The following is an 11,916-nucleotide window of genomic DNA, read 5'->3' on the forward strand; positions in this document are numbered from 1 at the left end:
CGTCACTCGCCCGCGTCGGCGCGGCGCACCGTGATGGCGCTGTCAGGACACGCCTCCGCACCTCGGCAAGCCTGCGCCTCGAGTTCAGTCGGCACGCTCTCAGGTGCCACCGCGTATCCGGCGTCATCGATCGAGTAGACGTCGGGACCTTCGGCGGCACACAGGGTGTAGCCGCAGCACTTCGACCGGTCGACAGTGATCAGAAGGGGTAGCTGGCTGTCTGCCATGATGATCGGCTCCTCCGGTGGGCTGGGACGTGAAAACTACCCGAGGCAATTTCCAGCATTAGACATACTATACAGATGGTGTCTTAATCGCATATTGTCTCTCACGTGCGAGTGCGCGATCGCCATAGGAGCGCGGGCCAGCTGACCCGAAACAGCCTGCCACGGAATTGAATTCAGTGTCATCCGCCCCGGACCGCTACGTACGGGTCTGGGTGCTTTCCCTGTGGAGTGACCGCTGTGTGCGGCGTCGGCGCAGAAGGCAACCCAGTCAGCATGGCGGTGACCTCGTTCGTCTCGCTGTCGCTGGATCCGCCGTGGGGTGGCAGTCTGCCTGCCGAGCGCGTCCTTCTCCGGAGGATGCCTGCGTTCGGTATCGGGCACGGGCGACCGCTTCAGCGACATCGACCGGGAGCCTACGGGCGATGGGGTCGCGTTCGTGCCAGGTGCCTGGGGTGTGGGTGGAATGGAGGGTGTTCGATGAGGTTGCGGGCGGCGACCAACACCATCGCCGCGTTGAAGATTCATCGGCTGCACCTCAAGCCCGGCATTGCCCCACAGGTGTTACGCGGCAGCGAATTTCGTCGGCTCGAGGTGGCCGTGAGCACCAAGGTCGCGTCGGGCCCACTCGGACGGTCCGATCAGATCACCGGTGCGCGTCGGCTCCCGTGCGAAGGAACTTCAGCCAAGACCTTGACCACACGGTGACGATGAACACATAATACAAGTAATGTTCAAATAGGACTTTTCATTCAAGTAGGCCGACGCGAGAACAAGCAGGCTGGCGAAGCCCTAACCATGGTCAATTGGAGGACCCCACATGACAGCCCTCGAGGCCGAGACCACCACCGTGCTGGACGCCGTTCGGGCGCTCGTTCCCGAGATCGCCCAGCGCGCGGATGAGATCGAGGCGGCCAAGCTGATCCCAGCCGATTTAATCCAACGGCTCACGGATGCAGGGGCTTTCAGGATGTTTGTGCCTCGCCAGTACGGCGGCGAAGAGATGACCCTCCTCGAGGCCATGGCTGTCATCGAAGAGGTCGCGAAGGCCGACGCCTCGGCCGGGTGGACCGTGATGATTGGTGCTGACTTCGCGCCGGTATTCGGCCGTTTTCCCCAGAACGTCCTCGACGGAGAAATTTATCCAGAAGGACCCGACACCATGGCCCGCGGGGCGTTCGCGCCCAAGGGTGTGGCGATCCGCACCGACGGTGGCTATCTCGTCAACGGTCAGTGGCCCCTCGCCAGCGGTAGTTATGAGCACCAGTGGATGATGGGCAGCTGCATCGTGCTGCAGCAGGGCGCGCCGGTCATGACCGACGCGGGTGTGCCCGAGATGGTGCTCGCGATGGTGCCTGCAGAGCAGGCTGATTTCGTTCAGACATGGGATTCTGTTGGATTGCGCGGGACGAGCAGCAATGACTTTGTGCTCAAGGATGTATTCGTTCCCGATGAGCATGTCGGTAACTTCTTCGGACCGGCCACCGTCGACACCACGCTGTTCCGGTTGCCTATCCGCTTGGCGCTCGGCCCGACCCATGTCGCGGTGGTCGTGGGAATCGCCGAGGGTGCTCTGAGCGACCTTCGTCAGTTGGCCAAGACGAAACGACCCGCGTTCAACCCCACGATGCGACTGGCTGAAGACCCCGTATTCCAGTACCGGCTAGGGCAACTCGACGTCCGGTTGGGTTCGGTTCGTGCGCTGGCCGAGAAAGAGGTCCGGCTGATGTGGGACGCAGCGTCGGCAGGCGAACCCATCTCGCCGCTGCAGGCCACCCGCCAGCGCGCAATGGTGGCACGGGCCCACACCGAGTGTGTCGAGATCGTCAACGAGGCGTTCGGACTTGCAGGCAGCACCGCCATGTACAACAAGTCGATTTTGCAGCGACGCCTTCGCGACGTGCGGACGGCGGCGCAACACGCCGCCGCCAGTGGAGAGATCTACACGATCGTCGGGGCGCTGCTCGCGGGAGAGGACGTCCCGCCGGCCGCCTTGGCCTAGCGGTGGGACATCCGACACGATGACAACAGACGCGATGACGCCGCAGGACGTGACGCTCCACTGGGAGCTCAGCCGCCTGAACAACGCTTTCGTCTACTTTATGGACAATGGTGAATTCGATTCAATGATCCGGCTTTTCACCTCTGACGCGGTGTTTGACCGGGCCGGAATCGTCCATCACGGCCATGAGGAGATGCGTCAGGGGATGCGTGATCGGCCGAAGGTGACCACTCGTCACTTGTTGACGAACTTTTATTTGACCAAGGCCGACGACGACTCCGCGGAGGCGGTGGTCTGCGCCATGGTTTATCACGGTCCGCTCGCGAATGACGGGGAACCGGTGGTCTACGCCACTGACAACGGACGAGTCATCGAGTTTCACGACACGTACGCCAAAACCCCGGAGGGATGGCGCATCTCGTCACGGATCGCGCGCCCGATCTTCACTCCCGAGGTATGGCCGTGACCGGCAGGACAACGGAAGCGAGTCCCATGGCTGAGAACCAGCATGATGTGTTGGCCACCGTCGAACGGTTCGTCGCCGCGCTGACGACTGGCGATGCCGCCAATCTCGACGCGCTGTTCACGGACGACGCGGTGATTTGGCACAACTACGACCAGGTCGAACAGCCGGCCAGGCAGGCGCTTGCCGCATTGGCCGGGCTGGCGGCACTTGCGCCCCGGTATGAGATTGCAGGTCGCGACTTGGTCGGCGACGCCTGCGTTCAACGCCACGCGGTCCACCTCACGCTGCCCGGAGGCCAGCAGGCCTCCATCCCCGCCATCCAGCGAATCTCCGTGGTGCACGGTCAAATTCGGCGGATCGACGAATACATGGATTCGGCCCAAATGGCGGCCGCAATGCAAGCATTACAAGCCAGCCCGCAGACCCCGGTGTGACCGGACCTATATCCCAACCACGAGAAGGACGCTCCCGATGCCCGCAATCACAGACAAGTTCACCGGTGAACCTGTCCTGAAGCTCCAGCGCCTGGGTCACGGCACCCTCGAGACCATGGATCTGGCCAGGGCGCGTCGCTTCTATGAGGAAGTGCTGGGCTTGGAGGTGATTCAGCCGAGCAGCAGGTCGATGATGATCCGGCTGGGAACCAACCACGCCTACGCCGTGGTGGAGACCGGCAAGGCGAGCACGATGACCATGCTGGCACACAACGGGCTCGACGTCGGCAGCGTGGAAGAGGTCTACGCCGCGCACGAAAAGCTGCTCGAGATCAAAGACCAGTGGGGAATCAAGCAGATCACCGAGCCCCGTCACATGCACGGCGACACGTCCTTTTACTTCACCGATCCCGATGGCAACTGGTGGGAGATCGTGGCGGTCCGCGAGAATGGCTACGCTGCAGACTTCGCCGATCGGGACCGGGATCTCACCGGTCTGCACGAGTTCGACGGCGAGACGGGAAACGTGAACTTCAGCCACACCCACGATCCCGACTTCCGCGGACGGGTCCGTCAGGTCATCGAAGCCAAAGCCGCACCCGAGAGCACCGCATAATGGGCCGGTTGGACGGTAAGGTCGCCGTCGTCACGGGCGCCGGCAAGGGAATCGGCTGCGGTATCGCTCGCCGGTTCGCCCGCGAAGGCGCCAAAGTCGTGGTCGCCGAACTGGATTCGGATGCGGGCAAGCAGGTGGTCGGGGACCTCGTTGAGCTCGGTGGCCAAGGGTTGTTCGTGCAGACCGATGTGTCCCGAAAGACCGATATCGAGGGCGCCATCGCTGCCGCCCAGGAGTCCTTCGGCGGCTTGGACATTCTGGTGAACAACGCCATCGCTCTGACGCCGGACGTCCCTTTGGAGTACAAGACGGACGAAATGCTCGAGCAGACGATGAAAGTCGGGCTCTGGAGCGTCTGGTGGGGCATGCAGACCGCGTTCCCACTGTTGAAGGACCGCGGCGGAGGCCGCATCATCAACTTCTATTCGATCGACGCGGACGACGGCCACTGGGTGCACGCTGATTACAACACCGCGAAGGGTGGCGTGCAGGCGCTGACACGGACCGCCGGGTTCCAATGGGCCCGGCACAACATCTGTGTCAACGCCATCGCTCCGATAGCCGCATCGGCCGCATTCGAAAAGATGGTGGCCGACAACCCAGAACTGGGTGCGGCGATTCCAACGATGATTCCGATGGGACGCATGGGTGATCCGGAAGAGGACATCGCCCCGGTGGTGGCTTTCCTGGCCAGCGACGAAGCCCGCTTCATCACCGGGGCCACGATCCCGGTTGACGGCGGCCTGCACGTGCCTCGGGTGAACACCAAACCACCGGATCCCTCGGTGTTCGACTCTGCGCCGGCCAGTGGGCAATAACTAAGGAATAGGAGCAAAAATGACTATAGATGAGGTGAAACACGCTCCGACCGGACCTGTTCTTTCGGACGGGACCCCGCTGTCGGAGCTGATCGACAAAGACTTCCGGGAGGTATCGCTTCGGGTTCTGACCGACCCCGAGCTTTACCAACTGGAGCTGAAACAGCTGTTTGCCAAGGCGTGGACGGTCGTGGCGCACGAGGACGAAGTCCCAAATGTCGACGACTACGTACTTCGGTATGTCGGCGAAGATCAGGTGATCGTCAGCCGGGCGGCGGATAACACCTTCACGGTGGCGCTCAACGTGTGCGCACACCGGGCTGCCAAGGTGTGCCGGTTCGAGGCCGGCAACGCCAAGACATTCCAATGTGCCTACCACGGTTGGGTTTACAAGTCCGACGGCAGCTTCGTCGGCGCACCCATCGCTCGGGAGGACATGCACGGGCTGTTGCGGCCCAAGTCTGAGCTTGGTCTGACCAAGGGTCGGGCAGAGACCTACTGCGGCATGATCTTCGTCACCTTCGACGAGAACGCCCCGACCCTGCGCGAGTACCTCGGCCCGATGACCTGGTACTGGGACCTGATGTTCGACCGCACGCCCGGTGGTATGACGGTGCTCGGCCACCCGCAGCGGTTCATCATCAAGGCGAACTGGAAGAGCGCCGCCGAGCAGTTCGCCGGAGACATCTTCCACACGCTGTCGCTGCACCGTTCGATGCAGGAACTGCAACTGCTCTCCACCGAGGGCGAGTCACAGGAGCCGGCAATGGCCGGCGTCAGCGCCAGCCACAAAGGCCATTTCGTGCGGTGCTTCGATCTGACCAACGAGCACTACGTCAATGCCCTCAAGGGCAAAAATCTTGCGGACATGTCGCCGCTGGAGCGGCTGCACCTGGTTCCCCCGCCGGGGATGTCACCGGAGATGGTAAAGGGGCTGCCAGATCGATTCGACGATGGGCAACTGAAGATCCTTGCGGGGTACACCCCGCAGGTCGGTCAGCTGTGGCCGAATACGGCTGCGCTTTGCATGCCGTTCCAATTCCCCGACGGCACCCCGTCGGCCTTCCTCAGCTGGCGGGTCTGGGTACCCAGGGGACCGGAACACTTCGAGCTGTTCCATTGGAGTTTGGTCGAACGCGACGCGCCTGAGGAGCTCCGCGACACCGTGAACCTGATGACGGCGGCCACCTTTGGTATCAGCGGTTTCGTCGAGGCCGACGACACCGACACGTGGCCCATGCAGACTTATGCCTCCAAGGGTGCGCTTGGAGCCCAGCAGAAGCTGCGTTACCAGGCGATCACCGGCGAAAACAAGCCCAGTGATTGGCCGGGTCCGGCGCAGGTCTATGCCGGGTTCCCGAAGGATGACACGCAGTGGAATTTCTGGCTGCGCTACAGCGAGTTCATGGAAGGGAGAGCGTGGTGACCACGGAAGCAACTCGAGAACGGGTGGTGCCCGCCGCACGGGCAACAATGGGGACCGTCGACTACCCGACGCCTAAGGGCAAGCGGATCAAGGTCACCGACCCGCGGCACCTTGAGATCGTCGCGTGGCTGGAAGACGAGTCGACCCTTCTCGACGAGGACGACCTGACCGGCTGGCTGGCGCTGCTCGCGCCCGACATCATCTACCGGGCACCGGTGCGGACCACCCGCGATCACCGGACCAAGGGGGTGTTCGAGGCGGAGATGTACCACTTCAACGAGAACATCATGACCCTGATGTTGAAGCTGATGCGATTGACCCAGACCGACAGCGCCTGGTCGGAGAATCCGCTGTCCCGGACGCAGCGGATCGTGCACAAGGTGCGGTCATACGAGACCGAAAAGGCAGGCGAATACGAGGTCTTCAGCTCCATCGTGCTCATCCGGTCGCGCTATGACGAGCCGGCACTGGAGTTCCTGCCGGCCCGCCGGGTCGACACCATCCGGACGGGTGACGAGTGGAAGCTCGCAGCGCGGACGGTCTATTTCGAGCAGGCCACGCTGGGGGTGCAGAACCTGGCCGTCTATTTGTAGTCCGTTACCCGTATCCGGTCCTCAGTAAAGCTGACTACCTATCGAGATGTTGGCTGAGTGTCTACCTGCATGGCCGGCACTCTGACGTCAAAGGTGTGAATTGTCTTCTGCAACAGACGAGATGCCCGGTTATTTGCCTGGCATTTGGGCAATCGATCCAGCGCGGTCCGGTCTCACCTTCTCGGTCGGCCACCTCGGGGTGCACACCGTGCGTGGGACGCTCAGCGTGTCAGGCCGGATCGTCATGGCCGAAGATCCGCTCGATTCGGCGGTTGACGCGACGATCGACCTCGGCTCGGTCAACACCGGAAGCAAGGGCCGGGACGAGGCGATCCGGTCGGCGCACCTACTCGACGTATCCAGCCGGCCCACGGCGACCTACCGGTCCCAGCGGCTGGATCTCGCCGAACCTCCCGGTGAATTCCTGCTACATGGAGATCTGGAATTGCTGGGTGTCACGCGGGAAGTACCGATGCGGATCCGGCTGCAGCGCTCCACCTCTGGTGGTTCGCACCAGCCGGTCATCACCGCGGCGGGCGAGTTCACCCGCCGCGACTTCGGGTTGATATATCAGGCCCGGCCGCGCTTCCTCGATCGCGCGATCTCGTCGAGTGTGGGCGTTAAGGTACGGCTCGAGGCGGCGTCAGCCGCCGCGACCGAAGGGATAGGACGCTGAAAATCGCAAGGATTCATCGAGGGGGCGCCGACGTCTGGGGTCTGGTGGACGTCGATGCCGGTACCGTGCAGCCGATTCGGGGTGGTATCGAGGAGTGGGGTTCGGCGGCTGCCGATGGTGCGGCGCATTTCGAGAAGGTCGGTCCTCCGTTAGCGATGACCGACGTTCGCTGGCGACCACCAATCACCCCTACGTCTACGATCATCGGGGTCGGTATGAACTACTGGTCGCACCTGGAGAAGCTGGGTGTCACCGAGCGTCCGAAGACCACCTTGGGGTTCCTCAAACCCCAAGTGGCGATCATCGGCCACGGAGACGTCCTGGCGAATCCTTCGATCACGGAGCAACTGGACTTCGAGGTCGAACTTGTTGCGGTGATGGCGAAGTCGATGAGTCACCTCGGCGAGCAGCCAACCAGCGCGGTGCTCGGCTACACAGTCGGCAACGATGTCAGTGCCCGTGACGCGGCCACGCCTCTGAGTGGTGGGCTGGACCTGTTTTCCATCAAGGCACTCGGAGGGGCGACGCCGGTGGGGCCGTGGATCACCACCAGGGACGAGTTCGGCGGGTCAGGCCAGATTGATGTCGCCATATCGTTACGCGTCAATGGTGAACTGCGCCAGCATGACCGCACCGGCAAGATGATCTTCAGCATCGACGAATGCCTTGAGTACATCATCGAAAGGATGCCGCTCACCGCCGGTGATATCGTGTTTACTGGCACGACCGACGGGGTGGGGTTCGAGGACGGCCGATTCCTTGGTGAGGGCGACGTGGTTGAGGCGGAAGTCGAAGGAGTCGGCGTACTGCGCAACGTCGTTGGCGCCAGATTAGGTTGAGATCTCAGCCCACGGCTCGTCGCTGTGAACGGAAGCGCGACTTTCTGGGTTTGAGTCCACCTGACTCACCGAGCACGACGAGAATGTCGCGGAACCTCCGATAGTCGCGCGAAGGCATGAAGTAGTGCGAAAACGCCATCCGCACGATTAAGTCCGCAATCTCATTCAGTTCGGCCGATCCATTGAGTACGGCAGGGCTGTCGACCAGTGCAGGCTCCAACGCATCGCTCAGAACACCGGAGAGCTGAGGCGCAACCCGCTTGATATAGTCCACAACGAATCCCGGTTCAAGTTCTCCGATCTGCATTGTGGCAGGGTTCTCCAACCAAAATCGCAGCATGACGTCAATGACGATCAGCAAGCGGTCAGCTGGCCGCGGGTTCGCCTCGATCGCGGCGTCGAGGACCGCCTGCAGTCGCGTGACGAAATGGTCGCCCAACGACCGAAGGAGTTCGTCCTTATTCTTGAAATACCGGTATAGCGTCCCGGTAGATACGCCGGCTTCGTGCGCGATATCGCTCATTGCTAGCTTCTTGGGGCCTTGCCGAGCAATCGCCTTCAGGGCACCGTCGAAGATACGGGCCTCGGTACCTGCCCTGGACGCCAAGGAAAAAGCCTTTCAGGAATGAGGCAGCTGCCGCTGCCGACCAACATTTAAACGATTATATCGCAGCTCGATTATTTGAAGCGGGTGTCACGGGCCAGGCCGTGAGCACCTCGCGCAGCCAGCGCAGCTCGATCAGGCCGAAGGCCGGCCGGCGGCGCTAGCCGTTGGACTGCGGACCAGCACCTGCACCCGCCACACGACGTCGCCGGCATAAGCGTTGCTGCCGGTGGAATGGGTCCAGTCTCGTTCCAGATAACGGTGTAGTGACGGAACAAGCGCGCGATAGCAAGGTTATCTTGCGCGCCAATGGTTTCACACACCGTTCAGGGTCGGCTCGGCGGCCCGCGCGGTCCCCGTCGAGGTGACTGAGGAGGAGCCCGAACCGGCAACTGATCCAGCGGAGTTCGAACCTCATCGCGGCGTTGCAGTGCTAAGCGCAGCTCAAAGCCCACCAGCTCGGGCAGGCCACCAAGCGGGGCTGGTGGGCCGCAATCCGCGGCCTCTCGCGGACGACCGGGGAACCGGCACAGTGCTCGCCCCGGCGGCGTCCCCGGTAGTTACAGCCTCTATGGCTCGCCGCTTGTCCTCGGCCCCGCGCATGCAGTCAATTACGGTCGAGTCCAACGCGCCTTGGCCAAAACCTGTTGTACACACCGAGATTCACCGCGGAGCACCCAGTTCCTGGCCGCCGTATGATGGCGGGACATATGCGCCCGTACCGCAAAGCCGCAGTCGGTGGCCAGCCGCGCAAAGCACCGCTATGTGCACGATATGTGATCGGCGCACCCAGCGGTTCTCGTGGTAGAGGGCGACGAACACCATGTCGCAGTCGGCGTCACCGAGGATGTCCATACGTTCGATCTGGTAGTCCGCGTACCTCGATAGCACCGCTTGGGTTGCCGGTACGGTGCGGGGAAACCGCGATTTCGCCAACGCGCCACTGGAATTGGGCCGGTGCGGCACATCTACCTGGGCGTCCAGCACCGCACAATCCCCACCGCGCGGATTGGGAGGCAGTTCCAGAATCGGGTCGGCGAAATCCGAGCGTCTCCCCAATCCGTCGCCCCCTCACGCAGACAACCGGTCGGTGACGGCCTGCTCGAAAACCCCAGTCCTGGCGCAGAACCGCCAGACTGATCTAGGACCACTCCACCCCCTGATGGATGCTTGACAAAGTTTTGTTATGAAAATAAAGTTCTGCTACCAGACTCTACGAATCGGGGAGGGTTCTCGTGGTCCCAAGCTCACTGCAGAGGCTGCCGATCGGCGGCATGAAGACGGTGCCGTCGGCCCCAAACATTTCAGCTTCTCGGCTTTGGTAGACCGCCATGTTCTGAGCGTGGCGGTGGGAATCAGGTTGGTAGGCGGTTTGCGGGTGGGGATGAGTCGGCTGCCGAACAGTCACCTTGGGGGCCCTGCGGTCATCTTCAAGCACCGGCTGCCTACGACAAGTACGGCAAGTTGAACCTTGTGGATGTCATTGGAATGCGAGGGGACGGACGAGATCCGCTGTGGCCGCCCATCGGTACAGGTATCACCATGGCGTGTGATGTGAACGGAGGCCGGTGTTGATCTCGCCGAATACCTTCGCCAAACCGGTTCGCTCCGTGGGAGACTTTTTTGCCCTGGCGCTTGACACATTGTTGCAGATACCGCGGCGCCCGTTTGCTGGGCGCGAATTCCTTTTGCAAAGCTGGTTCGTTGCCAGGGTATCAATAGCGCCGACGATGATGTTGTCAATTCCTTTCACCGTGCTCACGGTGTTCACAATAAATATTCTGTTGATCGAGTTCGGTGCTGGAGACTTTTCTGGCAGCGGCGCGGCACTGGCCACGGTCACGCAGATTGGCCCGCTTGTCACGGTGCTGGTGGTTGCCGGTGCCGGCGCAACAGCGATGTGCGCCGACCTGGGTGCACGCACTATTCGTGAGGAACTCGACGCGCTGCGCGTGCTCGGCATTAACCCGATCGGATCGTTGGTAGTGCCCCGCGTGCTCGCGGCCACCTTCGTCTCGTTGCTGTTATCCGGCGTGGTAATCGTAACCGGCCTCGTTGGTGGGTTCGAGTTCTCCGTCTTTGTCCAGCACGTTACGCCCGGGTCCTTCGCCGCAGGATTGACGTTGCTCACCGGCGCGCGGGAGTTGGTCATCGCGCTAGTCAAGGCTGGGCTGTTCGGTCTGACCGCCAGTCTCATCGCGTGCTACAAGGGCATCTCGGTGGGCAGGGGGGCGGCCGCCGTCGGTAATGCGGTGAACGAAACGGTGGTCTTTTCCTTTATGTCGTTATTCTTCATCGACGTCGTCGTGACCGCGGTGGGCGTGAAGGCGACATCATGAGTAGCCGCACGATTGCCAGCCAGCTATTTCCGCGATTGAGCTACACACTGGATGGCTGGGTTGCGGGCTGGCGGCGCATCGGCGCGCAAGCGCGTTTTTACGCGAGAACTCTGGGCGCGATCCGGGACGCCTTGTCCTCCTATAAGCACGAGACTTTGCGCATGATCGCCGAGATGGGCTTAGGCGCCGGCGCGCTGGCGGTCATTGGCGGCACCGTGGGAATCGTTGGCTTTCTGACACTATCGGGGGGCTCCCTCGTCACGATTCAGGGCTACAGCTCATTGAGCGGTATTGGTGTGGAGGCGTTGACTGGTTTCGTTTCCGCCTACGTTAACGGCCGTATCGTCACGCCGCTAACCGCGGTAATCGGCCTGTCCGCCACCATCGGGGCCGGCACCACCGCGCAACTGGGTGCAATGCGGATTAACGAGGAAATCGACGCCCTCGAGGTGATGGGCATCCGCTCGATTGCTTATTTGGTTTCCACCCGGGTAATTGCGGGCGTGGTAGTAGTGATCCCGTTGTATTGCATAGGGCTCTGGATGTCCTTCTATGCTGCCCGGTTCGCCACAACCTCCGTGTACGGGCAACCGACGGGCGTCTACGACCACTATTTTTCGACATTTCTACAGCCCACCGACATCATCTGGTCGCTTCTGCAGGCAGTCCTGATGGGCCTCGTGGTGATGCTGGTGCATACCTACTACGGCTATACCGCTTCCGGTGGGCCCGCCGGGGTGGGCGAAGCCGTGGGTAGAGCGGTGCGTAGCTCAATGGTCTCCGCGGTATTAGTAATTTTATTCTCCTCGCTTGCCATTTACGGCAAGACCGGCAATTTCCACTTCTCGGGTGGATAGCCCTGATTATGCCCAACATCGT

Annotated in this window: 14 protein-coding genes; 11 read left to right on the forward strand and 3 right to left on the reverse strand. The window is 61.9% G+C overall.

Features of this window, described 5'->3' with window-relative positions; all coding sequences use genetic code 11:
- Positions 1–2: 2 nt before the first annotated feature.
- Positions 3–227, reverse strand: a complete 225-nt coding sequence (locus OCU_RS32455) for a ferredoxin (protein ID WP_009953936.1) — start codon at positions 225–227, stop codon at positions 3–5.
- An 817-nt stretch (positions 228–1,044) separates the two neighbouring features.
- Here OCU_RS32455 and OCU_RS32465 point away from each other — a divergent pair.
- The 9 genes from OCU_RS32465 to OCU_RS32505 all read left to right on the forward strand — a co-directional run bounded on the left by OCU_RS32465 (position 1,045) and on the right by OCU_RS32505 (position 8,094).
- On the forward strand, positions 1,045–2,226 hold the full coding sequence (locus tag OCU_RS32465) for an acyl-CoA dehydrogenase family protein (protein WP_009953938.1): 1,182 nt from the start codon (positions 1,045–1,047) through the stop codon (positions 2,224–2,226).
- Positions 2,227–2,245: 19 nt separating this feature from the next.
- Positions 2,246–2,692: a nuclear transport factor 2 family protein gene (locus OCU_RS32470; RefSeq protein ID WP_014379562.1), complete on the forward strand. Its 447-nt coding sequence runs from the start codon at positions 2,246–2,248 to the stop codon at positions 2,690–2,692.
- Positions 2,683–3,126 carry a nuclear transport factor 2 family protein gene (locus tag OCU_RS32475; RefSeq protein ID WP_225331902.1) on the forward strand — a complete coding sequence of 148 codons (444 nt, stop codon included), beginning with the start codon at positions 2,683–2,685 and terminating at the stop codon, positions 3,124–3,126. Before OCU_RS32470 ends, OCU_RS32475 begins: the two co-directional genes overlap by 10 nt.
- Positions 3,127–3,163: 37 nt before the next feature.
- Entirely contained in the window at positions 3,164–3,742 is a 579-nt protein-coding gene (locus OCU_RS32480) for a VOC family protein (protein ID WP_009953942.1), read from the forward strand.
- Positions 3,742–4,560, forward strand: coding sequence for an SDR family NAD(P)-dependent oxidoreductase (locus OCU_RS32485; RefSeq protein WP_009953943.1), 819 nt, complete (start codon positions 3,742–3,744; stop codon positions 4,558–4,560). The genes OCU_RS32480 and OCU_RS32485 overlap by 1 nt, the downstream gene beginning before the upstream one ends.
- Before the next feature lie 19 nt (positions 4,561–4,579).
- Positions 4,580–5,986 (forward strand): aromatic ring-hydroxylating oxygenase subunit alpha, encoded by a 1,407-nt coding sequence (locus tag OCU_RS32490; RefSeq protein ID WP_225323276.1) that lies wholly within the window; start codon positions 4,580–4,582, stop codon positions 5,984–5,986.
- Positions 5,983–6,579, forward strand: coding sequence for an aromatic-ring-hydroxylating dioxygenase subunit beta (locus tag OCU_RS32495; protein ID WP_225323277.1), 597 nt, complete (start codon positions 5,983–5,985; stop codon positions 6,577–6,579). The genes OCU_RS32490 and OCU_RS32495 overlap by 4 nt, the downstream gene beginning before the upstream one ends.
- Positions 6,580–6,700: 121 nt before the next feature.
- Entirely contained in the window at positions 6,701–7,255 is a 555-nt protein-coding gene (locus OCU_RS32500) for a YceI family protein (protein ID WP_009953947.1), read from the forward strand.
- Between the two features lie 44 nt (positions 7,256–7,299).
- The gene (locus OCU_RS32505) at positions 7,300–8,094 is read left to right on the forward strand and encodes a fumarylacetoacetate hydrolase family protein (RefSeq protein ID WP_014379563.1); all 795 of its coding nucleotides are present in this window, start codon (positions 7,300–7,302) and stop codon (positions 8,092–8,094) included.
- Positions 8,095–8,098: 4 nt separating this feature from the next.
- On the opposite strand, the gene OCU_RS32510 is transcribed toward OCU_RS32505, so the two are convergent.
- Both OCU_RS32510 and OCU_RS50285 read right to left on the reverse strand, forming a co-directional pair.
- Positions 8,099–8,617 carry a TetR/AcrR family transcriptional regulator gene (locus OCU_RS32510; RefSeq protein WP_009953949.1) on the reverse strand — a complete coding sequence of 173 codons (519 nt, stop codon included), beginning with the start codon at positions 8,615–8,617 and terminating at the stop codon, positions 8,099–8,101.
- Between the two features lie 744 nt (positions 8,618–9,361).
- Positions 9,362–9,685: an integrase gene (locus tag OCU_RS50285; RefSeq protein ID WP_014379564.1), complete on the reverse strand. Its 324-nt coding sequence runs from the start codon at positions 9,683–9,685 to the stop codon at positions 9,362–9,364.
- A 581-nt stretch (positions 9,686–10,266) separates the two neighbouring features.
- On the opposite strand from OCU_RS50285, the gene OCU_RS32515 reads away from it, so the two are divergent.
- Positions 10,267–11,037 carry an MlaE family ABC transporter permease gene (locus OCU_RS32515; protein ID WP_009953951.1) on the forward strand — a complete coding sequence of 257 codons (771 nt, stop codon included), beginning with the start codon at positions 10,267–10,269 and terminating at the stop codon, positions 11,035–11,037.
- Complete coding sequence (locus OCU_RS32520; RefSeq protein WP_009953952.1) at positions 11,034–11,894, forward strand: ABC transporter permease; 861 nt, start codon at positions 11,034–11,036, stop codon at positions 11,892–11,894. The genes OCU_RS32515 and OCU_RS32520 overlap by 4 nt, the downstream gene beginning before the upstream one ends.
- Positions 11,895–11,916 lie beyond the last annotated feature (22 nt).

This window comes from Mycobacterium intracellulare ATCC 13950, from assembly GCF_000277125.1.
GTDB classification, from domain to species: domain Bacteria; phylum Actinomycetota; class Actinomycetes; order Mycobacteriales; family Mycobacteriaceae; genus Mycobacterium; species Mycobacterium intracellulare.